The organism is Candidatus Symbiopectobacterium sp. NZEC135, from assembly GCF_025962695.1.
Window position 1 is genome coordinate 62,077 of record NZ_JAGFPF010000015.1, and the last position, 25,550, is coordinate 87,626.

The 25,550-nt window shown below is 53.5% G+C and carries 19 protein-coding genes; 15 read left to right on the forward strand and 4 right to left on the reverse strand.

Annotated elements, in window-relative coordinates; genetic code table 11:
- Positions 1-31: 31 nt before the first annotated feature.
- From J5224_RS10415 to pncB, 3 genes are all read right to left on the reverse strand, one after another.
- Positions 32-1,135, reverse strand: coding sequence for a porin (locus J5224_RS10415; RefSeq protein WP_319802429.1), 1,104 nt, complete (start codon positions 1,133-1,135; stop codon positions 32-34).
- Positions 1,136-1,449: 314 nt separating this feature from the next.
- Positions 1,450-2,850: an asparagine--tRNA ligase gene (gene asnS / locus J5224_RS10420; protein WP_264625303.1), complete on the reverse strand. Its 1,401-nt coding sequence runs from the start codon at positions 2,848-2,850 to the stop codon at positions 1,450-1,452.
- Positions 2,851-3,011: 161 nt separating this feature from the next.
- Positions 3,012-4,217 carry a nicotinate phosphoribosyltransferase gene (pncB, locus tag J5224_RS10425; protein WP_264625304.1) on the reverse strand — a complete coding sequence of 402 codons (1,206 nt, stop codon included), beginning with the start codon at positions 4,215-4,217 and terminating at the stop codon, positions 3,012-3,014.
- A 242-nt stretch (positions 4,218-4,459) separates the two neighbouring features.
- Here pncB and pepN point away from each other — a divergent pair, with 242 nt between their 5' ends.
- From pepN to J5224_RS10440, 3 genes are all read left to right on the forward strand, one after another.
- A complete protein-coding gene (pepN, locus tag J5224_RS10430) occupies positions 4,460-7,075 on the forward strand; it encodes an aminopeptidase N (RefSeq protein ID WP_264625305.1) in 2,616 nt (871 codons plus the stop codon).
- Positions 7,076-7,234: 159 nt separating this feature from the next.
- Positions 7,235-8,245, forward strand: a complete 1,011-nt coding sequence (pyrD, locus tag J5224_RS10435) for a quinone-dependent dihydroorotate dehydrogenase (RefSeq protein ID WP_264625306.1) — start codon at positions 7,235-7,237, stop codon at positions 8,243-8,245.
- Positions 8,246-8,471: 226 nt separating this feature from the next.
- Complete coding sequence (locus J5224_RS10440; RefSeq protein WP_264625307.1) at positions 8,472-9,038, forward strand: cell division protein ZapC; 567 nt, start codon at positions 8,472-8,474, stop codon at positions 9,036-9,038.
- A gap of 14 nt (positions 9,039-9,052) precedes the next feature.
- Here the strand turns inward: J5224_RS10440 and J5224_RS10445 are convergent, their stop codons facing one another.
- Positions 9,053-10,156: a YcbX family protein gene (locus J5224_RS10445; RefSeq protein ID WP_264625308.1), complete on the reverse strand. Its 1,104-nt coding sequence runs from the start codon at positions 10,154-10,156 to the stop codon at positions 9,053-9,055.
- A 212-nt stretch (positions 10,157-10,368) separates the two neighbouring features.
- On the opposite strand from J5224_RS10445, the gene rlmKL reads away from it, so the two are divergent.
- From rlmKL to J5224_RS10505, 12 genes are all read left to right on the forward strand, one after another.
- Positions 10,369-12,513, forward strand: coding sequence for a bifunctional 23S rRNA (guanine(2069)-N(7))-methyltransferase RlmK/23S rRNA (guanine(2445)-N(2))-methyltransferase RlmL (gene rlmKL, locus J5224_RS10450; RefSeq protein WP_264625309.1), 2,145 nt, complete (start codon positions 10,369-10,371; stop codon positions 12,511-12,513).
- Between the two features lie 3 nt (positions 12,514-12,516).
- Positions 12,517-14,436 carry an ABC transporter ATP-binding protein gene (locus J5224_RS10455; RefSeq protein ID WP_264625310.1) on the forward strand — a complete coding sequence of 640 codons (1,920 nt, stop codon included), beginning with the start codon at positions 12,517-12,519 and terminating at the stop codon, positions 14,434-14,436.
- Between the two features lie 182 nt (positions 14,437-14,618).
- The gene (gene pqiA, locus J5224_RS10460) at positions 14,619-15,857 is read left to right on the forward strand and encodes a membrane integrity-associated transporter subunit PqiA (protein WP_413544664.1); all 1,239 of its coding nucleotides are present in this window, start codon (positions 14,619-14,621) and stop codon (positions 15,855-15,857) included.
- Positions 15,844-17,493: an intermembrane transport protein PqiB gene (gene pqiB / locus J5224_RS10465; protein ID WP_264625312.1), complete on the forward strand. Its 1,650-nt coding sequence runs from the start codon at positions 15,844-15,846 to the stop codon at positions 17,491-17,493. The genes pqiA and pqiB overlap by 14 nt, the downstream gene beginning before the upstream one ends.
- Positions 17,490-18,053: a membrane integrity-associated transporter subunit PqiC gene (gene pqiC / locus J5224_RS10470; RefSeq protein ID WP_264625313.1), complete on the forward strand. Its 564-nt coding sequence runs from the start codon at positions 17,490-17,492 to the stop codon at positions 18,051-18,053. The genes pqiB and pqiC overlap by 4 nt, the downstream gene beginning before the upstream one ends.
- A gap of 235 nt (positions 18,054-18,288) precedes the next feature.
- The gene (locus tag J5224_RS10475) at positions 18,289-19,191 is read left to right on the forward strand and encodes a MurR/RpiR family transcriptional regulator (RefSeq protein WP_264625314.1); all 903 of its coding nucleotides are present in this window, start codon (positions 18,289-18,291) and stop codon (positions 19,189-19,191) included.
- Between the two features lie 12 nt (positions 19,192-19,203).
- Positions 19,204-19,782 (forward strand): D-alanyl-D-alanine dipeptidase, encoded by a 579-nt coding sequence (gene ddpX, locus J5224_RS10480; protein WP_264625315.1) that lies wholly within the window; start codon positions 19,204-19,206, stop codon positions 19,780-19,782.
- 47 nt (positions 19,783-19,829) lie between these two features.
- On the forward strand, positions 19,830-21,383 hold the full coding sequence (locus J5224_RS10485) for an ABC transporter substrate-binding protein (protein WP_413544665.1): 1,554 nt from the start codon (positions 19,830-19,832) through the stop codon (positions 21,381-21,383).
- A gap of 99 nt (positions 21,384-21,482) precedes the next feature.
- Entirely contained in the window at positions 21,483-22,502 is a 1,020-nt protein-coding gene (locus J5224_RS10490) for an ABC transporter permease (RefSeq protein WP_264625316.1), read from the forward strand.
- Positions 22,502-23,398 (forward strand): D,D-dipeptide ABC transporter permease, encoded by an 897-nt coding sequence (gene ddpC, locus J5224_RS10495; RefSeq protein WP_264625317.1) that lies wholly within the window; start codon positions 22,502-22,504, stop codon positions 23,396-23,398. The genes J5224_RS10490 and ddpC overlap by 1 nt, the downstream gene beginning before the upstream one ends.
- Complete coding sequence (locus J5224_RS10500; RefSeq protein ID WP_264625318.1) at positions 23,398-24,384, forward strand: ABC transporter ATP-binding protein; 987 nt, start codon at positions 23,398-23,400, stop codon at positions 24,382-24,384. The genes ddpC and J5224_RS10500 overlap by 1 nt, the downstream gene beginning before the upstream one ends.
- Entirely contained in the window at positions 24,377-25,333 is a 957-nt protein-coding gene (locus J5224_RS10505) for an ABC transporter ATP-binding protein (protein ID WP_264625319.1), read from the forward strand. The genes J5224_RS10500 and J5224_RS10505 overlap by 8 nt, the downstream gene beginning before the upstream one ends.
- The last annotated feature ends 217 nt before the right edge of the window (positions 25,334-25,550 follow it).

Below are 25,550 nucleotides of genomic sequence, written 5' to 3' on the forward strand. Positions count from 1 at the left end.
GACTGCGTAATGCAGTGGTGATAAAACGAAATTAGAACTGATAAGTTACACCAACAGCAACTTTGTCATCATCGTTGATGCCGTAAGCGTTAGTGTCTTTGATCAGGTTGATGTCGTATTCACTGTATACGGAGAAGTTTTTGTTGAATGCGTAAGTTGCACCCAGGCTCACGTATTTGGTGATGTAAGCGTTACGGTTGTTGGTGTCGTCTTTAGCTTTGCCAGAAACGTAACCCAGAGACGGAGTCAAACCGAAGTCGAAGTTGTACTGAGCAACAGCTTCGAAGATTTTGGTTTTGTCTGCGAAATCGGTATGCACACCACCAACAGTTTTGTTGATGTAAGAAGCGTTACGCAGTTCAGAGTAAATGGCCGCAACATAGATGTTGTTAGCATCATACTTCAGGCCGGTACCCCAAGCTTCTGCTTTCTTGCCACGACCAGAAGCAGTCAAATCGGCATTTTGTTCGACAGTGCGGCTAACTGCCGCATAGTTGGCTATGATACCTACACCAACCGGAGATACGTATTCCAGAGAAGTACCCCAACCGTCACCGTTCGATGTGTCACGATCATCACGTTCGTTCAAAGTATCTTTACTGTTTTTACCTTGGTATTGCAGACCAAAGTTCAGGCCATCAACCAGACCAAAGAAATCTTTGTTACGGTAGGTCAGAACGCCAGTAGAACGGCCAGTCAGGAAGTTGTCAGAGTTGGACTGATCGCCGCCCCATTCAGGCAGCACGTCGGTGTATGCCAGAGAATCGTAAGCGATACCTAGGTTACGACCGTAGTCGATAGTACCGAAATCAGCGATTTTCAAACCAGCGAAAGCGTAGCGGGTTTTAACATCTCTGTTATCACTGCCGTCTTCACTTTTGTTGCCAGCGAATTCAACTTCGTAACGACCATAGCCTGTTACATCGCTGTTGATCTGAGTTTCGCCTTTAACACCCAGACGTGCATAAGATTTGTCACCATCCTGACCGTTGTTGTCAGAGAAACGGTGTTTAGCGGTAACTTTACCGTACAGGTCCACTTTGTTGCCGTCTTTGTTGTACACTTCTGCTGCGTTTACTGCGCCAGCAGCTAACAAAGCCGGGATTACTACTGCAAGAATATTGCGTTTCATCATTATTACCCTCATTGGTGTTTTAAGACACCCGCCGCTGCCATTAACAATTCTCGAAAAAAGTAATAAAACTCTTACGGAACTATCACTGGAAGTTTGGTGTCCTCCTGTGTCTGAACGCAGTGTTCCATTCACTCGCCCGTTAATCTACCCTAAAAATGATACTAAGTTCGTAATCAGGTAACAAAAAGAAAGATTGTGTTTCAAATTGTAAATTTCAGGGAACTTTGTGAGCCTTATCTGAAAGAAAAAAAAAGACCGCGAAAAATTCGCGGTCTTTTTTCTAGTTATTTGTTTTACTTATGTTTAATGCGTATTTAGAAACTGGCGTTGCGCGGAGTGCGTGGGAAAGGGATGACATCGCGCACATTTTGTACACCAGTAACATAGGCAATCAGACGTTCAAATCCGAGCCCAAAACCAGAGTGTGGAATGGTACCGTAGCGACGCAGATCGCGATACCACCAGTAATCTTCTTTATTAAGCCCCATTTCTTCCAGACGACTGTCCAACTGCGCCAGACGCTCTTCACGCTGAGAACCACCGATAATCTCGCCGATACCCGGTGCCAATACGTCCATGGCGGCGACGGTTTTGCCGTCTTCATTCATACGCATATAGAAAGCTTTGATGTCTTTCGGGTAGTTTTTTACCACCACCGGCGCTTTGAAGTGCTGCTCTGCCAAATAACGCTCATGCTCGGAGGCAAGATCGACGCCCCAGAACACCGGGTTTTCGAAGGTGTGTCCGCAATTGAGCAGGATCTCAATTGCATCGGTGTAATCCACCTGGGCGAAATCGGCACTGACGAAGTTTTCCAGACGACTGATCGCTTCTTTATCGACGCGCTCAGCAAAAAACGCCATGTCATCGGCGCGCTCGTCGAGCACGGCTTTGAACACGTATTTCAACAGACTTTCTGCCAGCGCGGCGGCATCGTCCAGCGTCGCAAAGGCCACTTCCGGTTCGATCATCCAGAATTCAGCCAGATGGCGGCTGGTGTTGGAGTTTTCGGCACGGAACGTAGGTCCAAAGGTGTACACGTTGGAAAGCGCACAGGCGTAGGTTTCACCGTTCAATTGGCCTGAAACGGTCAGGAAGGCCTCTTTGCCGAAGAAATCTTCACTGAAATCTACTTTGCCCGCATCGGTGCGCGGCAGGTTTTCCAGATCCAGCGTGGAAACGCGGAACATTTCACCAGCACCTTCGGTATCCGACGCGGTGATAAGCGGCGTTGAGACCCAAAAATAACCGTTTTCATGGAAGAAGCGGTGAATGGCTTGGGCCAGCGTGTGGCGTACGCGCGCTACGGCACCGATCAGGTTAGTGCGCGGGCGCAGGTGCGCGACTTCACGCAGGTACTCAATGCTATGACGCTTTGCCGCCATCGGATAGGTGTCCGGGTCATCCACCCAGCCTACCACTTCAACGGCAGTCGCTTGAATTTCGAAAGACTGGCCTTCACCCGGTGACGCAACCACGGTACCCGTGATGATAACGGAGCAGCCGGTGGTCAATTTCAGAACGTCATTCTGGTAATTGGGAAGATTATTATTTACGACCGCCTGTAACGGATTAAAGCAGGAACCGTCATAGACGGCGATAAAGGAGATACCGGCTTTAGAATCTCTCCGGGTACGTACCCAGCCGCGCACGGTGACTTCACTGTCAACGGCGACACGGCCTTGCAGTACGTCGACTACAGGCACTACGCTCATAAAATTCTCTCTTCTCAATGAATGATATTTAACGGGTCAACCCCTAAGGGTGATTTGCTATGTTACTTGCCGTCTGGCAGGACACAAGCAGAAATCACCGGAATGCGTCAAGTTTTGCGCATTCCGGCAACGTTGGGTTAAATACTGAGCAGTCGAACAGACTAACTGGCTTTTCTGATGCGCGGCAGATCGAAGGCTTTGCGCAGTGCGGAAATAAATGCGGCGTCATGGCAAATAGTTTTGCCGGGACTGTCGGAGAGTTTCGCCACCGGACGACCGTTGCACTCTACCAGCTTGATAACAATATTTAGCGGTGTCACGCCTGGAATATCGCAGGTCAAACGCGTACCGATGCCAAACACCAGATTAATGCGCTGAGAAAAATGGCGATAGAGTGTAAGCGCTTTTTCCAGATGCAGATTATCGGAGAACACCAGCGTTTTACTCATGGGATCAATGCCTAAGCGCTGATAATGCGCGATGGCCTTTTCGCCCCAATCGATCGGATCCCCGGAATCATGACGCAATCCCTGATAGGCGTTAGCGAAATCGAGGTCGAAATCACGCAGGAACGCATCCATGGTGATGCAGTCTGTCAGTGCAATACCGAGCTGATCGGGGTATTCCACCAGCCAGGCGTGCAGGGCGGCACGTTGGCTGTTCGCCAATGTCGCGCCGAGCTGTTGATGCGCCTGGAACCATTCATGCGCCTGCGTTCCCACCGGCGTCAGCCCCAAGCGACGCGCCAGATCGTAGTTGCTGGTGCCAATCAAATAGGGGAACTCTTGCTGTAACACGCTCACGATCTCGTGTTGCACATCGCGGGAAAAACGACGCCGGGTGCCGAAATCCATCAGTTTGAAATGGCTCAGGTCGATCCCCTGACTGCGTTCACGGAACTGCGCCAGCGTGCGGCGCAACTGCGCCACGGCGTGCACGGCGCTAACGTCCGGCGTGCGCGAGCGGTGCACCACTTCACTGATCACCGCCAGCAAGGGAACTTCCCACAAAATCACTTCGCGCCAGGGGCCGCGAATGCGAATATCCAGCTTGCCGTGATGGTTGCTTACGGTAACCTGCTGCGGGTTAAAGCGGAAATGGCGCAGCCACTGTAAATAATCTGCGGCAAAAAAAGGCAGCGTAGAGAGGTAAGCGAACTCGTCGTCGCTGAGTGACAGTTGGCTCATCAGCGCAATCTGCGCGGTGATAGTCTCTGCATAACTCCCTAACAGCTCATCGCCGCGGCAGCGGAATTCCGCTGTAACGTCCACATCATAATAATGATGAAACACCGCTTGCTGCATATGAAGCTTATACGCATCCGTATCCAGCAATGAGTTCAAAATCGGGGAAGGGTGTAAAGTCATAATGCGTTACAGCATCCTCGTCAGACGCGTTTCCACTATCAAAATCATCAGCAACGTTCGGTGAGTATACCTTGATTCACGCTGCATTGTCGCTATCGCCAGATAACATCATAATTCTGCCAGAAAAGAGAGGTCCATTCGTGCTCTGCATGGTTATTGTTCTCATTCACATAGTCATGGCAACATCGTTGTAACAGGCATAAACTGAACTGTCAAAGCAAAGAGTGAGGTGTAAACATCCTATGAATCAACAGCCGCAAGTAAAATACCGTCATGATTACCGTGCACCGGACTATACCATCAGCGATATCGCGCTTGATTTTGTTCTGGATGCACAGAAAACGCACGTCACGGCAGTGAGCCAGGTGGTTCGGCAGGGAGAGGCGGGGGCGCCGTTAAAACTGGACGGTGAAGGACTGACGCTGTTAAGCCTGACGGTGGATGGCCAAGCCTGGCCGCACTATCAGGTTGAGGATGATGGCTTGCTGCTAACGCACCTGCCCGCCGCGTTCACGCTCAGCATCGTCACAGAGATTAACCCCGCGGCTAACAGCGCGCTGGAGGGGTTATACCAATCCGGTGCTGCGCTTTGTACCCAGTGTGAAGCGGAAGGTTTCCGCCACATTACCTATTATCTGGACCGACCCGATGTGCTGGCGCGCTTTACCACGCGCATCACCGCCGATCCGGTTCGCTACCCGTATTTACTCTCCAACGGAAATCGCATCGCACAGGGTACGCTGGACGATGGTCGACACTGGGTCGAGTGGCAGGATCCGTTCCCGAAACCGTGCTATCTGTTTGCACTGGTGGCGGGGGACTTCGATGTGCTCAGCGACAGTTTTACCACCCGTTCCGGACGTGAAGTGGCCCTTGAGCTGTATGTCGATCGCGGTAACCTCGATCGTGCAGGCTGGGCGATGACCTCACTGCAAAATGCCATGAAGTGGGACGAAACCCGTTTCGGTCTGGAGTATGACCTCGACATCTATATGATCGTCGCAGTGGACTTCTTTAATATGGGCGCGATGGAGAATAAAGGGCTCAACGTCTTCAATTCCAAATACGTGCTTGCCAAGGCAGAAACCGCTACCGATAAAGATTATCTCAATATTGAAGCGGTAATTGGCCATGAATATTTTCACAACTGGACCGGTAACCGTATTACCTGCCGTGACTGGTTCCAGCTCAGCCTAAAAGAAGGGCTGACGGTGTTCCGCGATCAAGAGTTCAGCTCCGATCTGGGGTCGCGCCCGGTAAACCGCATTGATAACGTGCGTGTGATGCGCGGTGCACAGTTTGCCGAAGACGCCAGCCCGATGTCGCACCCGATCCGTCCGGATCAGGTGATCGAAATGAATAACTTCTATACCCTGACGGTTTACGAGAAAGGTTCAGAAGTGATCCGCATGATGCACACGCTGCTGGGTGAGGATAACTTTCAGGCAGGCATGCGGCTTTATGTCGAGCGTCACGACGGCAGTGCAGCGACCTGTGATGATTTTGTACAGGCGATGGAAGATGCCTCGGGTGTGGATCTGACGCAGTTCCGCCGTTGGTATAGCCAGTCGGGTACGCCGGTGGTGACGGTGCGCGATGATTACAATGCCGCAACGCAGCAATATCTGCTGTCGGTCAGCCAAAAAACGCCGGTGGGTGCGGACGGTCAGGAAAAACGCCCGCTGCATATTCCGCTGGATATTGAACTGTACGATCAGCAGGGCAACGTGATTCCGTTGCAATATGCCGGTCAGACCATCGATTCGGTGCTAAACCTGACCGAAGCAGAGCAGACGTTTGTGTTTGATAATGTGCCGAGTCAGCCGATCCCTTCTTTATTAAGGGAGTTTTCTGCGCCGGTTAAGCTCAACTATGCCTGGAGCGATGCGCAACTGACCTTCCTGATGCGTCACGCCCGCAATGATTTCTCGCGCTGGGATGCGGCACAAAGCCTGTTGGCGAACCATATTCGCCTCAACGTGGCGCGCTATCAGCAACACCAACCGCTCTCGTTGCCGCTGCATCTGGCTGATGCGTTCCGTGGGGTGTTGTTGGATCCTGCGCTGGATCCGATGTTGGCGGCACAAATTCTAACGTTGCCCAGTGAAAACGAGATGGCGGAGCTGTTTGACATTATCGATCCGCTAGCCATTGCAGCAGTGCGTGACGCGATGGTGCGTACGCTAGCGATGGAGCTGTCCGATGAGTGGCTCGCGGTGTATCGCGTTAACGCCACCGCAGAGTACCGCATCGAACATGCTGATATTGGTAAACGTGCCCTGCGCAACACCTGCCTCTATTATCTGGCATTTGGCGACGTGGCGCAGGCTGATGCGCTGGTCAGCGCACAGTATCAGCAGGCGGACAACATGACGGATGCGTTGGCGGCACTCTCGAGTGCGGTCAGTGCGCAACTGCCAGTGCGCGATACGTTGATGGCGCAGTTTGACGATCGCTGGCACACCGATGGTCTGGTGATGGATAAATGGTTTACCTTGCAAGCCACCAGTCCGGCCAGTGATGTGTTGTCTCGGGTGCGAGCGTTGCTGAACCACCGTTCATTCAGCCTGAATAACCCCAATCGCCTGCGTGCGTTGGTCGGCGCGTTTGCCAGTGCCAACCCGGCTGCGTTTCATGCTGCGGACGGTGAAGGCTACCGCTTCCTGACCGAGATCCTCAGCGATCTCAATACCCGCAATCCGCAGGTCGCGGCTCGGTTAATCGAGCCACTGATCCGACTGAAACGCTACGATGAATCGCGTCAGGCGTTGATGCGTCAGTCACTGGAGCAATTGAAAACGCTGGATAACCTCTCTGGCGATCTGTTTGAGAAAATTGGTAAGGCGTTGCAACGCTAATCGGTCCTCAAGGTTCCCGCGTTAAGCGGGAACCTGTTTTCTGTGATAAGTGTTTTACTTTCCCTCGCGATCTCATTACCATTCCCCGCCGTGCGTCAGGAAGTCACCCGCGTTATTCTTGTTTTTGCATGCATGACTTTTGGGATCTCAGGAGACACTATGTTCTATCCCGTAATCAAGAAGGCACTCTTTCAGCTCGATCCAGAACGGGCTCACGAATTTACCTTCCAGCAGTTACGTCGTTTATCGAATACCCCCTTTGAATTTCTTATTCGCCAATCCGTTCCCACCAAACCTGTTACCTGCATGGGACTCTCATTTAAAAATCCACTCGGTTTAGCCGCCGGCTTGGATAAAGATGGCGATTGCATTGATGCGCTGGGCGCAATGGGTTTTGGTCATATTGAAGTCGGTACGGTAACACCGCGTCCGCAGCCCGGTAATGATAAACCGCGTCTGTTTCGCGTTGTGGAAGCAGAAGGGTTAATTAACCGCATGGGATTTAATAACCATGGCGTGGATAACCTGATCGAGAACGTAAAAAAATCCCGTTTTGGCGGCGTGCTGGGAATTAATATCGGCAAGAATAAAGATACGCCGGTTGAGCAGGGTAAAGATGACTATTTGATCTGCATGGACAAGGTCTATGCCCATGCCGGATATATTGCGATCAATATCTCTTCACCGAATACGCCGGGATTACGTTCACTGCAATACGGTGACGCGCTGGACGATCTATTGCAGGCGATTAAAAATAAACAAGAAGCCTTGCAGCAACAGCATCAGAAATATGTGCCGATCGCCGTGAAGATCGCGCCGGATCTTTCTGAGGAAGAATTGATCCAAATTGCTGACAGTTTGGTGCGCCATAACATTGATGGGGTGATTGCCACCAATACCACATTGAATCGTGACTTGATTCAGGGGTTAAATCATTGCGGGCAAACCGGTGGATTAAGCGGGCGTCCGTTACAGCAAAGCAGCACCGAGGTTATTCGTCGTCTGGCACAAGAATTGAATGGCCGTTTGCCGATTATTGGCGTTGGCGGTGTCGATTCACTGATGGCGGCACGGGAAAAAATGGCCGCGGGTGCATCCCTGGTACAGATATATTCCGGCTTCATTTTCCATGGACCGCGCCTGATTAAAGATATCATTACCCATATTTAATCTTTTCATCACCTCATTTCTGGTTGGGGGTTTATTTATTCCCCCAGCTAGTCTATATTTTACTCGTTTGTGCAATTAATCTTCTTTTTTACCAAAAACGCGACTGACATACCCTTACAAACGGTATGAAGGATATAAACCGTTTTACTTGTCAAGGATGGCAATGGTATGTGGTATGCAAGCGCAATGGCGTCGATGAGAATGGCCCAGGGGGAAGGTGAATAATATGAAGTTAAAACCTGACGATAATTGGCGCTGGTATTTTGATGCGGAACACGATCGTATGATGCTGGATTTAGCTAACGGCATAGTATTTCGTTCTCGTTTTGCGGCCAAAATGCTTACGCCAGATGCGTTTTCCCCCGTCTCATTTTGTGTTGATGACGCCGCATTGTTTTTCACCTTTCAGGAAAAATGTCAGCCTATTTCATTGCAGCATGAATTGCAGGCAGAGCTGGTATTAAATGCGCTGGTGGCTCACCGTTATTTAAAACCTCTGATGCCAAAGAGCTGGTATTTTGCGCAACAACCCCATGAACAACAGGCACCGCACATGGGCGATGCGGTTTGGGTCATGCTGGCTGAAAGCCAGGAGATTGCCTGTTTTATGGTGGTGGATCGCGGTGAAAAAGCCAGCTTGTGCGTGCTGGCGCAAGAAGCGCTGATGCTCAACGGCAAAACCATGCAGTTAGGCGAAGCGATTAAAATCATGCATGACCGCCTGTTGCCTCAGCAGAGCACGTTGGCAGGGGCGATGCCATCGGCATCTTTCCCCTATGCCAAGGTGGTGTAGGGGAAAGGGCCTTGTCAGGCGAGCACCACATCTCCCTGCGGCACGCAACTGCACGCCAGAATCGTGCCATCCTCGCGCACGGCACCCTGCTTTAAGGGCGAAACCTCTCCGCTGACCAGCGTCATTTTGCAACAACCGCACACACCCGCCCGGCAAGAATAGGGCACGCGCACGCCGTGCTGCTCGAGTTGCTCTAACAGAATCTGCTGATTATTGCCCGGCAGCGTTTTTCCCTGATAGTGCAGAGAAAGGCCTTGTTCCGCCTGAACCGGCGCTTCCAGCGTGGCGGCAGGGGTGCCTGCACCATAGCAACGCGGTGGCTTGGTTGCCAGCACCTCGACGCTATCGCCCACCCGAATAATACCGCTTTGACGTGCCACCATATTCTGACCAAAATCCACGTCACCGTTTTCCGCCGTGCGGAAGGCTTGCAACGTGGCGAGCGGCTCTCCCGAGGGATGTTTGCGCCCGCGCTCTGTGCTCACGGTGGTCAACACGCAGCGGCTGCACGGTTTGACAACGTCAAAAGTCACCTCGCCAACACGCAGCGTCTGCCAACTGTCCTCCGCGAAAGCCTCGGCGCCGGTCACCACAATGTTAGGACGGAACTGAATCAGCTTGATGCCCGCGCTACACCGCTGGCGCAGTGCCTGAAAAGAGGCCTCATTGACCAACAGATAAGGGTAACCGTCGGCGAACCCCAGCGGGATGTCGGGAAACCGCTTCACGCGACGAGAGGGCATGTCGCCAACCCAGCGCAACTGTACCGGACGTTTAAAATACCCGCTCAGCCACTGGTTAATGTTATCAGGTGCGATACAGGCGGAAAAATGCGTGCCCCAGACTTCAGTGGACTGTGGCGTAGGGGCGAAATCCGAATAGCATACTAACGCCTGAGCGCCGTCAGGTGCGGTGAGAAACAGGCCGTCAGGCAGCAACGCCGGTGTAAACAGCACCATTTCAGGAAACTGGCGCGCCGTGATAAAGGTCCCATCCGGTTCTGTCACCATAAATGAACGGTCATAAGCCAGACCGCTGGGCGTTGCCAAGGCATGGGAAAGTTGCAAACCGCGTAGGGATTTGACCGGGTGAACGTACAGTTGGGAAACACCAATCATCAAGAGTGCCTATCTGTTCAAAGGTATTTAACGCGGCAACTTTATGACAAGTCGCTGGGATTAGCTATAATGCGCCTCAATTTTATGTGTTACACCCGTGATACTTCAAATTGCACGTGCGCTGACTGTGTGGGGTTACTCGAACCACTTATCGCTTTCCTGCAACCTGAAGTCGTCTGGGTCTACCCTTTTACCTTGGTGGTCGTCGTATTATGAATTCTCTGTTTGCCAGCACGGCGCGTGGTCTGGAAGAACTGCTTAAAAGTGAACTTGAAGCGTTAGGTGCGCAGGAATGCAGCCTGGTTCAAGGCGGCGTGCATTTTCAGGGTGACGACCGTTTGATGTATCACAGCTTGCTGTGGAGTCGCCTGGCATCACGCATCTTACTGCCGCTCGGTGAATGCAAGGTCTACAGCGATCTCGATCTCTACCTCGGCGTTCAGGCCATTGACTGGACCTCCGTGTTCTCGGTTGACAGCGCTTTTGTGGTGCATTTTACCGGCACTAACGACGAAATCCGTAATTCTCAGTACGGCGCGCAGAAAGTGAAAGACGCCATTGTTGACAGCTTTGTGCGTAAAACGGGTCAGCGCCCTAACGTGGCTAAACAGCAACCGGACATTCGCATCAATGTGTTTCTGCAACGCGAGACGGCCAGCATTGCGCTGGATCTCAGCGGCGAAGGTTTGCATCAGCGCGGTTATCGTGAAGGCACTGGCGCTGCGCCGTTGAAAGAAAACCTGGCTGCGGCCATCGTGCTGCGCTCAGGGTGGCAGTTGGGTACGCCACTGATCGATCCGCTGTGCGGTTCCGGTACGCTGCTGATTGAAGCCGCGATGATGGCCGCCGATCGCGCACCGGGCCTGCGCCGTAATCATTGGGGATTCAGCGCCTGGCTGAACCATAACGCCGATCTGTGGCGCGAGGTGGTGGCCGAGGCGCAGGTGAGGGCCAAGCAAGGCCTGCAAACCACCACCTCCCGTTTTTACGGTTCGGACAACGATAGCCGGGTGATTGAATTGGCACGTGCTAATGCGCGCCGTGCCGGTGTCAGCGAGTTGATAACCCTCTCGGTACAGGATGCGGTGCAACTGCGCAATCCGCTGCCGCAAGGCCCGACAGGAACGGTACTCAGTAACCCGCCTTACGGTGAGCGTCTGGAGAGTGAACCCGCGCTGATTGCCTTGCACAATATGTTGGGCCGCAAACTGAAAAGTGAGTTTGGTGGCTGGACGTTGTCGCTGTTCAGTGCGTCACCGGAGCTGTTAACCAGCTTGCCGTTGCGCGCTGAACGCCAGTTTAAGGCCAAAAACGGGCCGCTGGATTGCGTACAGAAAAACTACCGTATCAGCGCTGCACCTGAGTCCCCTGCGGATGAAACCAGTACGCCGCGCGTGAGCGCTGAAGTTGCGCCGGATTTTGCCAACCGGCTGCGTAAAAATTGCCGTAAACTGGAAAAATGGGCCCGTCAGCAGGGTATAGAATGTTATCGCCTGTATGACGCCGATCTTCCGGAATACAATGTGGCTATCGATCGTTACGGCAGTTGGGTGGTGGTGCAGGAGTACGCGCCGCCGAAAACCATCGATCCACAAAAGGCGCGCCAGCGCGTGTTTGATATCATCAACGCGACGTTGCATGTGTTGGAATTGCCTGCCAATCGTCTGGTGTTAAAAACTCGCGAGCGGCAAAAGGGCAAAAGCCAGTATGAAAAACTGGCGCAGAAGGGCGATTTCCTGCTGATGCAGGAGTATAACGCCAAGCTGTGGGTGAATCTGACCGATTATCTGGATACCGGACTGTTTCTCGATCACCGTATCGCGCGCAAGATGCTGGGCGAAATGAGTAAAGGAAAAGACTTCCTGAACCTGTTTGCTTATACCGGCACGGCCAGCGTCCACGCGGGGCTGGGCGGAGCGCGTAGTACTACCACGGTGGATATGTCACGTACCTATCTGGAATGGGCGGAGAAAAACCTCAGCAGCAATGGTCTGGCAGGTCGCCAGCATCGGCTTATTCAGGCGGATTGCCTGACCTGGATGCAGGAAACGCGTGAGCAGTTTGACCTGATTTTTATCGATCCGCCCACGTTCTCAAACTCGAAACGCATGGCCGATGCCTTTGACGTACAGCGCGACCACCTAGCGTTGATGAAAGATTTGCAGCGTATGCTGCGTCGAGGCGGTACCATTCTATTTTCCAATAACAAACGCGGTTTCCAGATGGATATGGCGGGCATTGCTGCCCTTGGGCTTAGCGCTACGGAAATCAGCGAGAAAACCCTTTCATTAGATTTTGCCCGCAATCGACAGATTCACAACTGCTGGCTGCTGCGACACGCGGGCGAGGAAAAGTAAGTCATGTCATTAATTAGCGTCTCGGGTGCCTGGCTGTCGTTCAGCGATGCCCCTTTGCTCGACAACACCGAACTGCATATTGAAGAAAATGAACGCGTCTGCCTGGTGGGGCGTAACGGAGCGGGGAAATCGACCCTGCTGAAAATTCTGGCGCGCGAAGTGCGGTTGGATGATGGGCGTATTGTTTATGAACAAGATCTGATCGTCTCCCGCTTGCAGCAGGATCCACCGCGTGACGTAGCGGGTAGCGTATTTGATTTTGTGGCGGAAGGGGTGGCCGAGCAGGCCGACTACCTGAAACGCTATCATGAAGCCTTGCGTCTGGTGGAACAGGATCCCAGCGATAAGAACCTCAACCAGTTGGCAGTACTTCAGGAAACGTTGGAGACACAAGGACTGTGGCAGTTAGAAAATCGCATCCACGATGTGTTAGACCAATTGGGGCTCACGGCGGATGCGCCTTTGTCCTCGCTCTCTGGCGGCTGGCTGCGCAAGGCCGCGCTGGGCCGTGCGTTGGTCAGCGGCCCGAAAGTGTTGCTGCTTGATGAACCCACCAACCATCTGGATATTGAAACCATCGACTGGCTGGAAGGTTTCCTCAAAACGTTTCAGGGCAGCATCGTTTTCATCTCCCATGACCGCTCCTTTATTCGCAACATGGCGACGCGTATTGTCGATCTCGATCGCGGCAAACTGGTTTCCTGGCCTGGCGATTACGATAAGTACCTGCTGGGTAAAGAAGAAGCGTTGCGCGTGGAAGAACTGCAAAATGCCGAATTCGATCGCAAACTGGCGCAGGAAGAGGTGTGGATCCGTCAAGGTATCAAGGCGCGCCGTACGCGCAATGAAGGCCGGGTGCGTGCGCTGAAAGAGCTGCGTAAAGAGCGCTCACAGCGCCGCGAAGTGATGGGCTCTGCCAAAATGCAGGTGGAAGAAGCGGCCCGCTCTGGCAAAATCGTGTTTGAACTGGAAAACGTCGATTATCGTATCGGGGATAAAAACCTGGTGCAGGGGCTTACTGCTCAAGTGTTGCGCAGCGACAAGATAGCGTTGGTTGGGCCAAATGGCTGTGGTAAAACCACGCTGTTGAAACTGCTGTTGGGCGATTTGCAAGCGTCGCACGGTCGTGTTCATTGCGGCACCAAGTTGGAAGTTGCCTATTTCGATCAACACCGCGCGGAGCTTGATCCTGAGCGTACCGTGATGGATAACCTGGCCGAAGGCAAACAGGAAGTGATGGTGAATGGCCGTTCTCGCCATGTGCTGGGCTACCTGCAAGATTTCCTGTTCCATCCCAAACGGGCAATGACGCCGGTAAAAGCCCTGTCAGGCGGTGAACGTAACCGACTGCTGCTGGCGCGTTTGTTCCTCAAACCCAGCAACCTGCTGATCCTTGACGAACCGACCAACGATCTTGATGTGGAAACGCTGGAGTTGCTCGAAGAACTGATCGACAGCTATCAAGGTACCGTGCTGTTGGTGAGTCACGACCGTCAGTTTGTCGATAACTCAGTCACCGAGTGCTGGATTTTCGAAGGGGATGGACGTATTAACCGCTATGTTGGCGGTTATTATGATGCGCAGCAACAGCGTGCTGAAGCCGTGCCGCTGCGTAAATCTCAGCCTGCGGCGACGGAAAAATCCGCAGAGAGTAAAGAGACCGTTCAAAGCGCATCCAGCGCTAAACGTCAAACCGGTAAACTCAGTTATAACCAGCAGCGCGAACTGGAGCAACTACCTCAGAAACTCGAACAGTTGGAGCAGTCCATAGCGTCGTTACAGGCACAAATGAGCGATGCTGATTTCTTTACGCGTCCGCGTGATGAAACGCAAAAGGTATTGAACGCCTTGGCGGAAGCGGAGCAGGAGCTGGAAGCGAGTTTTGCGCGCTGGGAGGCGTTGGAAACGCAGAAAAACGGCTAACGTTGCGTATACTACCCACGGGTAGATGCCTTCTGACGGTAACCCTACGCATGATATACCGTGCCGTGGGAAACACGAGCCTTCTACAGGTAACGGCGGCGGCGCTCCTGACCGGAGTGCCGCACGGCGAAATATAATGGAGGCGGAGCGTGTGCAATCATAATGCGAGGCATGACGACTACATGTTATGCCCCCAGTGCGACATGCTGGTGGAATTGCCTCCCCTAAAGCATGGGCAAAAGGCGGTGTGTCCGCGCTGTAAATCAACCTTGGCCAACCGCCAGAATCAGGCGCGCCAGCGCTCCATCGGTTTTGCCTTCAGCGCCTTGCTGATGCTGGCATTGGCGAACGCTTTTCCTTTTGTTTATATGCGCGTGGCGGGCATCACCAGTGAGATATCACTGTTTGAGATCCCACAGGTCATGGTGTCGGATGATTATGCCAGCGTCGCCTTTCTGTTTATGCTGTTTGTTCAGGTGATCCCGGCGCTTTCTATGGTGATGGTTATTTTGCTGTCGCTGCGTTCTGCAATGCCATCACGGATGAAACGGCTGATGGCTATCTGGCTCTTCTGGTTAAAGAGCTGGGGAATGGCCGAAATTTTTCTCGCTGGCGTACTGGTGAGTTTCGTGAAGCTGATGTCTTATGGCGACATTGGTGTCGGCACCGGTTTTGTTCCCTATGTACTGTTTTGTTTGCTGCAACTGCTGGCCTATCAAAGTCTGGATCGGCGCAGCGTGTGGAATGACGTAGCGCCTGCGCCGCAACTCCCCTTTGCACCGCAGACCGGACGCTCGGGGTTGGCACAAGGGCTGCGTTCCTGCACCTGTTGTACGGCGATATTGCCTGCCGAACAGTGGGAATGCTTGCGTTGTCATCGCCACGGCCATGCGCGACGCAAAAACAGCCTGCAATGGACGCTAGCGCTGCTGTTAACCTCCGTATTGTTGTATGTTCCGTCTAACCTGCTGCCTATCATGATCACCGAGGCGTTGGGGAGTAGTGAAACCTCCACCATTATGTCGGGGGTCATTTTGCTGTGGGGTATGGGGTCCTACCCCGTGGCACTGGTGATCTTCATTGCCAGTATTATGGTGCCGTCGTTGAAAATGCTGGCACTGGCGTGGTTGTGCTGGAGTGCGGCAGGCAACGGACGTCAGGATAACGAGCGGCTGCACGTGGTGTATGAGATGGTGGAATTTGTCGGTCGCTGGTCGATGATCGACGTCTTTGTCATTGCGGTGCTGTCTGCCATGGTACGCATCGGCCAGTTAATGAGTGTTTATCCGGCAATCGGCGCGGTGCTGTTTGCGCTGGTGGTCATTTTGACCATGTTTGCCGCCATGACGTTTGATCCCCGTTTGTTGTGGGATCGCCAGCGTGATAATGACCAAGAGGGATCAGCCATTGGCGAAAAATAACTATTCTGTCGCGAACGTAGAAGCGATTAAACGCTGGTCGCCCGTGTGGATTGTGCCCATTGTAACGGTGCTGATCGGAGCCTGGATTTTATTCTATCATTTCAGTCATCTGGGGCCGCAGATCACGCTAACGACGCAGAGTGCCGAAGGGATTGTGGCTGGCAAAACCACCATCAAAAGCCGCAGTGTGGATGTGGGCGTGGTGGAAAGCGTGGTGTTGAGTGAAGACCTGCGCCAGGTGGAGATTGTGGCCCGCTTGCATTCTGGTATGGGCAAATTACTGCGTCATGATTCCGTGTTCTGGGTAGTAAAACCTCAGATTGGCCGCGAGGGGGTTTCTGGATTAGGCACGCTGCTGTCCGGTGCGTTCATCGAGCTTCAGCCGGGAGTGAGCGGTGAAACACGCAGTGAATTTGCGTTGCTGGATTCACCGCCGCTGGCACCCCCGCACGCCAAAGGGATCCGTATTTTGCTCGACAGCGAGCGTTCGGGGCAGTTGAACGCTGGCGATCCGGTGCTGTTTCGTGGTTATCGCGTCGGTTCAGTTGAAACCAGCGAGTTCGATACCAAGGCGCGCCAAATGCGCTATCAGCTGTTTATTACCGCGCCTTACGACAGCCTGGTGACCAGCAATGTCCGTTTCTGGAAAGACAGTGGCGTGACGCTGGATATGTCAGCGCAGGGGATGCGGGTGGAAATGGGATCGTTAACCACCTTGTTTAGCGGCGGTGTTAGCTTTGACGTGCCGACCGGTTGGGATCTGGGTGAACGTGTGCAAGATCGTGCGCACTATCAGCTGTTTGATAATGAGCGCAGTATTCAGGACTCGCTCTACACCGAGTACAAAGAATATGTAATGTTCTTTGATGAGTCTATTCGCGGGTTGCAGGTAGGGGCACCGGTAGAATTCCGTGGTATTCGTTTGGGAACCGTAGCACAAGCACCGTTGGTGACGACCAATTTCAAGCAGGATATAAACATGGATTATCGCATTCCGGTGCTGATCCGCGTTGAACCTGCACGTTTTGAAAAGATCATCGGCAAGCAGTTTGATTATCAGAAACAGCTCGCTGACGCACAGTCCATGGGGCTGCGTGCCTCATTGAAAACGGCCAACCTGTTGACCGGCGCCTTGTTTATCGATCTCGACTTTTACCCGAAAGCGCGCGACAACAGTACAGGACCGCTGCGAGTGGTTGATGGGTATCCGGTGTTGCCAACCGTGGGTGGCGGTTTGTCGCAAATCCAGCAAAAACTGATGGCGGTGTTGGATAAGGTCAACGACCTGCCATTAACGCCAATGGTGAGTGAAGCGACCAAAACGCTGGCGGAGAGCCAGTCAACGTTGCGGGAGTTGAAGAAAACGCTTGCCTCGTTAAACCAGATAACCTCCAGCAAAGCGATGCAATCGTTGCCGCAGGATATGCAGCAAACGCTTCAGGAACTGAACCGCAGTATGCAAGGCTTGCAGCCTGGCTCACCGGCCTATAACCGATTGGTGGCGAATATGCAGCGCCTGGATCAGGTATTAAGGGAGTTGCAGCCGGTATTACGCACGCTGAATGATAAAAGCAACGCACTGATCTTCCAGGCACCTGAGAGCGAAGATCCGCAACCGAAGAGGGCGAAACCATGAGGAAAGGATTGCTGGTGGCAATGGCGTTGTTGTTGAGTGCATGCAGCAGTACAACGCCAAAAACCTATTACCAACTGCCGCAGCCGTCCGTGGCGGCTGCGGGAAAAACGGATCTCACCGCGGCCCGCACGCTGTGGCTTTCCCACGTTTCGTTGGCGGATTATCTCAGTACGTCGGGCCTGGTTTACCAGACCAATGATGTGCGTTATGTCATTGCCAGCAATAACCTGTGGGCCAGCCCATTGGAGCAACAGTTGCAACAGACACTGCAAAGCAGTCTGAATGCCGGGCTACCGGGCTGGACGGTAAGTTCGCAGCCGTTGGGGGCCGCTCCCTCAGAACTGGCTGTTACCGTCAAAGCCTTCCACGGTCGCTACGATGGAAAAGCGGTGGTGCAAGGGGTGTGGACCTTGCAGCGCGGCGATCGGTTGCTGCGCCAGCCGTTTAATCTGGTACTGCCGGTCAGCGACGATGGTTATGATGCGTTGGTGGCAACGCTGGCGCAAGGTTGGCAGCAGGTTGCTCAATCCATTGCCGCACAGATTCAACGCAGCGAATAGTTTTTAGTAATAGGATATACTTATTTAACACTATGTAATTTAACGATTTATCGTTTGTTGTATAGCACTGTTTTTATGCATTTGCGTGCTTGCAGTGCGCCATGATGGCGCACTGCACCTTTCTGAAAAATCCCCCATCACTATCTTCTCTATAAATATCAATCGGTTATTTTTTGGCACAGATACTGCAATGTTAATCGCATAACATTATGACTGCGAATGACAGGGCACTAACATGCAGCAAGATGACGCCTCTTCCGCTATCCCCGACGCCAACGTGCGCATTGATCTCATCGTACGCATTGAAGCGTCATTCAGTCAGCAGACCCCCAGCGGTAAACGTATCGCCGGCTGGCTGCTGAACAATCTGGCACAGATACCGTTTGAATCGGCGGACAGCATCGCTGGCTATACCGGCACGACGGGGATCACAGTAGGGCGTTATCTGCGCAAGCTGGGCTATCGCAATCTGGAGGATGTCAAAGCAAGCCTGCGCGCCGATGCGCTGGCCCCTTATCGTCCCTGGGGCGTGACTGACCGACTGGATGCCTGGCAGCAGCAACGTACTCTCTCGGATCGCCTCAGCCCCTCTCTGCGGTTGGAGCTTGATGCCATTCAAGACGTCTATCGTCTGGCGCAAACGGAGACTTTTGCGCGTATCAGTCAGCAACTGGCTGAGGCAGAGGCGGTATTTATTCTCGGTATCCAGTCCACGCGCGGTATTGCCAACGCGTTTTTTAGCCATCTTGAGTATTTGCGCCCGCGTGTGAGCTATGTCGATGGACTGTCTGGCACCTGGGTGGAGTCGCTCAATTCAGAATACCAACGCCCTTATGTGGTGGTGACCGACACGCGCGCCTATTCCACGGTGGCCCGACAGTATTGTCGCGCCGCCAGCGACCGGCAGATCCCGTTGGCGCTGATTACCGATCTCTGGTGCCCCTGGGCGCGTGATTACCCGATGGATTTGCTGCAAGTCAAAACCGATACCGGCCATTTCTGGGATTCGCTGGCACCTATCACCTGCTTGTTTAACCTACTGCTCTCTGCGGTGGTGGAACAGTTGGGCGACAAACTGTCGGCGAGACTGGCGCTCAATCGCGCGTTGCAAACGGAATTTGGTCAATTTGAACCGTAAACAGGACAACACATGAAGGATGTTATCGACTTGGTGGATCTGGCGCAGACGCTACCCCAACTGATTATCGATATGAAATATGCCACGGCAGATAACCTGACCGGTCACCCCATTTACGCCGAAGCGCTTTGCCTGCTGCACCCGGATGCGGCACGGGGACTGGCGCGCAGTGTCGCCGTTGCCGAACAGAGTGGCTATCGGCTGCAACTGTACGATGCCTATCGTCCCCACGCGGCGCAAATACATCTTTGGGATGCCTGCCCCGATCCGCGCTTTGTCGCCTCATTGGCGGTGGGTTCGCACCACAGTCGCGGCGTGGCGGTGGATGTTACGCTGCTGGATGAACAGGGCAAAACGCTGGACATGGGCACCGGCTTTGACGAAATGAATGAGAAATCCTATGCGTGGTGTGCGGCGTTGCCCGTCGCCGTGCAACGTAACCGACTGCAACTCTATGCCGTGATGGCAGCGGGGGGGTTCGTCGGGATTGAAACGGAATGGTGGCATTTTGAACTGCCGGATGCTGACCGTTACCCGCTATTGCCCGATCGGTTTGGTTGTACCTTGCCTCACTGTAGGACGGCTGTTTGATTGTTGCGCGCTGCGCGAACCGTTTGACTATCACCAGGAGCTGAATCATGAAGACGCATCACACTGCATTGTTACGACCTCTGCTGTTAGCTACCGCGATGGCTGCCGTATTGCCTGCCTGGGCTGCGGTGCCGAAAGATATGCTGGTGATCGGCAAAGCCGCCGATCCACAAACGTTAGATCCTGCGGTCACTATCGATAATAACGACTGGACCATCACCTATCCCTGCTATCAACGTTTGGTGCAGTACAAAACGGAAAATGGCAAAGGCGCTACCGATGTGACGGGGGATTTGGCCTTGAGTTGGGAAGCGTCTCCAGACCAAAAAACCTGGACCTTCACGCTCGATCCCAAAGCAAAATTTGCCGATGGCAGTGCTGTCACCGCCGAAGCGGTCAAACTGTCGTTTGAGCGTCTGCTCAAGATCGGTCAGGGTCCTGCTGAAGCCTATCCCAGCGATTTAAAGGTTGAAGCAGTTGATGCGCATACCGTGCGTTTTACCCTGAGCGCCCCCTTTGCGCCGTTCCTGTATACCTTGGCTAATGACGGTGCCTCTATCATTAACCCGGCGATATTGAGCAAAAATAGCGCTGATGAAGGTAAGGGCTGGTTAGCGGAAAATACCGCCGGCTCTGGGCCTTATCAGGTGCAGCGTTGGCAGAAGGGCCAGCAGGTGGTGCTGGTACCAAACCCCCATTACAGCGGCAGCACGCCTGCATTTAAACGCGTTTCAGTCAAAATCATTGGTGAAAGTGCCACGCGCCGCCTGCAACTGGAGCGCGGTGATATTGATATTGCCGAGTCGTTGCCGGTCGATCAGCTTGCCACATTGAAGGCAAAAAACAGCGTGTCAGTGCAGGAACACCCGTCGCTGCGCGTGACCTATCTCTATCTTAACAATGGAAAGGGGCCGTTGAGCCAAGTTGATCTGCGTCGCGCTGTCTCCTGGGCCACGGACTATCAGGGCATGGTGAAGGGGATTCTGGGCGGTAACGGCAAGCAGATGCGTGGCCCGATCCCGGAAGGCATGTGGGGCTATGACAAAGATGCCATGCAGTACAGCTTGGACAACGACAAAGCGCAGGCGGCAATGAGCAAGGTAGCGCAAAAGCCGCAGCAACTCACCTTCCTCTATTCGGATAACGATCCTTCCTGGGAACCTATTGCCATCTCCACGCAGGCAACGCTGAAATCGCTGGGGGTTAATGTCAGTCTGGAAAAACTGGCTAACGCCACCCTGCGCGAACGGGTTGGCAAGGGGGACTTTGATATCGCCATTGGTAACTGGAGCCCGGATTTCGCCGACCCGTACATGTTCATGAATTACTGGTTTGAATCCAATAAGAAAGGGTTGCCGGGCAATCGTTCCTACTATGAAAACCCGGCGGTTGATGGGTTGCTGAAAAAAGCGATGGCGACCACTGATCAGGCTGTGCGCACCGCGGATTACCAGCAGGCGCAGCGCATTGTGATTGATGAAGCCGCCTACGTTTATCTGTTCCAGAAAAACTATCAGGTGGCGATGAACAATGCGGTCACAGGTTTTGTGTTTAACCCGATGCTGGAACAGGTGTTTAACATAGGCACGATGTCGAAATAAGTTCACTCGCGCAGCAGGCGGCGAGGCTCTGGGGATCGCCGCACAAAAATCAGCCCGATGCGACAACCGATTTGGTGCCGCATCGCGTGGAGTAACACTATGACGTTCTGGAGTATTTTGCGGCAACGTTGCTGGGGATTGGTGCTGGTAGTGATGGGGGTTTGTGTCATCACCTTCATCATTTCGCACCTGATCCCTGGCGATCCTGCGCGCTTATTGGCAGGCGATCGCGCCAGTGATGACATCGTACGCCATATTCGCCAGCAGTTGGGGTTGGATCAGCCGCTCTATGTGCAGTTTTGGCGCTATGTTACGGCCCTTTTTTCTGGTGACTTAGGCACCTCGATTCGTACCGGACGCCCGGTGCTGGATGATATTCAGACCTTTTTTCCGGCAACGTTAGAACTGGCATTTTGCGCTCTGTTACTGGCGCTGGTAGCCGGTATTCCCCTTGGCGTGCTCTCCGCCGTCTATCGCGATCGCTGGTTGGATCATGGCGTGCGGTTACTGGCGATCGGCGGCATATCCACGCCCGCGTTTTGGCTTGGTTTGGGGGTTATCGTGCTGTTTTACGGGCATCTTGATCTGCTGCCCGGCGGCGGTCGGTTGGATGACTGGCTGGAGCCGCCTGCGCATGTCACCGGATTCTACCTGATCGATAGCCTATTGGCAGGTGACCATGAGGCCTTCTGGAACGCCTTGCAGCATCTGATATTGCCGTCGCTCACGCTCTCCTTCGTTCATCTCGGTATTGTAGCGCGTCAGATTCGATCCGCCATGCTAGAGCAATTGAGTGAGGACTACATCCGCACCGCGCGGGCGAGTGGCTTAACCCCGTGGCGCATTGTCATGTGCCACGCGCTGCCCAATGCCTTGATCCCGTCAGTGACCGTGTTGGGGCTGGCACTGGGCGATCTGCTCTATGGTGCGGTGTTAACGGAAACGGTTTTCTCTTGGCCGGGTATGGGGGCTTACGTTGTGGCATCGATTCAAGCGCTGGACTTCCCGGCGGTGATGGGCTTTGCCGTGGTGGTGTCCATGGCCTATGTGGGGGTTAACCTGCTGGTGGATCTGCTCTATCTGTGGCTGGATCCGCGAATTGGACGAGGAGAGGCGTGATGCATATAACGCAACAACAAACTGCCCCGATACGCACAGTGTCTTCGCGTATTGCCTATTGGCAAAAGCAGTGGTGGCTGGTCAAGCGTAGCCCGTTAACGCTGCTGGGGGGCGCGATTATAGCGGTGATTGTGCTGATGATGGTATTTGCCCCTTGGCTGGCCCCTTACGATCCTAACGCTATCGATTTTTCTGCGCGCTTGCAGCCGCCGTCGTCCATCCATTGGTTTGGCACCGATGAAGTAGGGCGCGATCTGTTCAGTCGGGTGGTGATGGGAAGTCAACAATCTGTCGCTGCCGGGCTTGCCGTTGTAGCCATTGCGGCCGTTATCGGCTCGCTGCTTGGCTGTTTTTCAGGGGTGTTAGGCGGCTTTGGTGATGCTGTGATCATGCGGGTTATGGACATTATGCTGTCGATCCCCTCTTTGGTGCTTACCATGGCGCTGGCAGCGGCCTTAGGTCCCAGCTTGTTTAACGCCATGCTGGCGATCGCTATTGTGCGCATCCCGTTTTATGTCCGGTTGGCGCGAGGACAAGCGTTGGTGGTGCGTCAGTTTGCCTATGTTCAAGCCGCAAAAACCTTCGGTGCCAATCGCTGGCATCTGATTACCTGGCATATTTTGCGTAACGCGCTGCCGCCGTTGGTGGTGCAAGCATCACTGGATATTGGTGCTGCGATTTTAATGGCGGCCACGCTCGGTTTTATCGGGTTGGGTGCGCAGCAACCGACGGCGGAGTGGGGCGCGATGGTCGCTAATGGACGCAGCTACGTGCTCGATCAGTGGTGGTACTGTGCCTTTCCCGGTATGGCGATTTTGATCACGGCGGTCGGCTTCAATCTGTTCGGTGACGGCGTGCGTGACCTGCTGGATCCGAAAACCTCAGGAGGGCTCTGATGGACGATACCCTGTTGACGATTGATAGTCTGGCGCTCAGCTTTCCGATTTATCGCGGTGAAGTGCATGCGCTGAATCAGGTCTCGTTAAGCGTAAAGCGCGGTGAAATTGTGGGCGTTGTCGGGGAATCCGGTTCCGGTAAGTCGGTCACCTCGATGCTGGTGATGCGGTTACTCCGACCGGGTAGCTATAACATCAACAGCGGCAGTGTTACCCTGCTGGGTCAGGATATGCTCACTGCGTCGGAACGCACCCTGCGCCAGATGCGCGGTGCCAAGGTTGCCATGATCTTTCAAGAACCGATGACGGCACTGAACCCAACGCGTCGCGTCGGTGATTTGATGCGCGAAGTTATCCAACAGCATCAACCGTTGAATAAACGCGAAGCGCACGCCCATGCGCTGGTATTGCTCTCAGAAATGCAAATTTCTGATGCAGAGCAGGTGATGAAACGTTACCCATTTGAACTCTCAGGAGGCATGCGACAGCGTGTGATGATCGCGCTGGCCTTTTCCTGCAACCCTGAACTGATCATTGCCGATGAGCCCACCACCGCGCTGGATGTCACGGTGCAGCGTCAAGTGCTGCGCCTGTTAAAACAAAAGGCGCAGGAACGTGGTACCGCGGTGCTGTTTATCAGTCATGACATGGCTGTCGTATCACAACTGTGCGATCGGCTGTATGTCATGTATGCCGGTACTGTCATTGAGAGCGGAGCCACACAGGCGGTGATCCAACGTCCCGCCCACCCCTATTCTCAAGGGCTTCTACGCTGCGCACCGGATGATGCCGTACCGCGCGCCGTGCTGCCAGCTATCCCCGGCACGGTACCTAATTTGTCGCAGTTGCCCGAAGGCTGTGCGTTTCGTCCACGCTGTACGGCGGCGACGGAACGCTGCTATCAACGTCCTGAATTGCATACGCTGGCAACGTCATCCCAGCAGGTTGCCTGCTGGAATCCTCAGAGGGAGGTGGAAAATGAATGACGCCTTGTTGACGCTGCGTGATGTACACGTTCGCTTTCCGGCAAAGCGTAACTGGCATGGCAAAGCGGTTGAGCATGTCCATGCGCTTAACGGCCTCGATCTGACGATTAACGATGGTGAAACCTTAGGCGTTGTCGGTGAGTCTGGCTGTGGGAAAAGCACCTTGTCACAGGTATTGATGGGGATGTTAGCACCTTCGCAGGGCGAGTGCGTGCGTGCGCGGTCACCGGGCTCGTGGCTGGCAAACGGGATGCAAATGGTGTTTCAGGACCCGTTGTCATCGCTCGATCCTCGACTGCCTGTGTGGCGCACCATCACCGAACCGGTCTGGTTGCAGGGACATGGCAGTGAAACGGAACGCAGGGCACTGGCATACGAGTTGGCGACCTTGGTCGGTATTCGCCATGAATATCTTGACCGTTTGCCCCATGCGTTTTCCGGCGGTCAACGCCAGCGTATTGCCATTGCGCGTGCACTTTCAGCACAGCCGGATATCATTTTATTGGACGAACCCACGTCAGCATTGGATATTTCTGTTCAGGCGCAAATCTTGAATTTACTGGTGATGCTACAGCGACAGCGTAAGCTTACCTACGTGCTGATATCGCATAATATTTCTGTTATTCGTCACATGAGCGATCGCGTTGCTGTGATGTATTTAGGGCAAATCGTTGAATTAGGCACGGCGCACAATGTTCTGAATCAACCGCGCCATCCCTATACCCGTTTGTTGCTGGATTCCGTTCCTCGGATTGACAAACCGTTGTTGCAACAGGCGGGAGAAACGATAAAAACAGGCGAATTACCCAGCAATCGACGCTTACCGCAGGGCTGTTTTTTTCGAGAACGTTGCCCTTATGCGAGCGCTGAGTGTGGGCAGCACCAATTATTGACGCCACTGAATGAAACCGATGGTGTGCGCTGTTGGCGTGCGGTCGGAGGTTTGTAAGAATATTCCTATTTTTGTGGCTTCCAAGAAAAGAATAGCAAGCCCTTTTTTTCTATGAGGTAAAAACCTGGGTAAAAGCTTCCCGAAGATCAACCGTTATGCCTACAGGAGACAACGTTCGCTGCGAAGCTTATAGCATTAATGTGACAGGATAGTGAATTTTTAGCCTTGACCTTCGTGCCCAGAATCGCTATTGATACCTTGTGGGTGCTCGAAA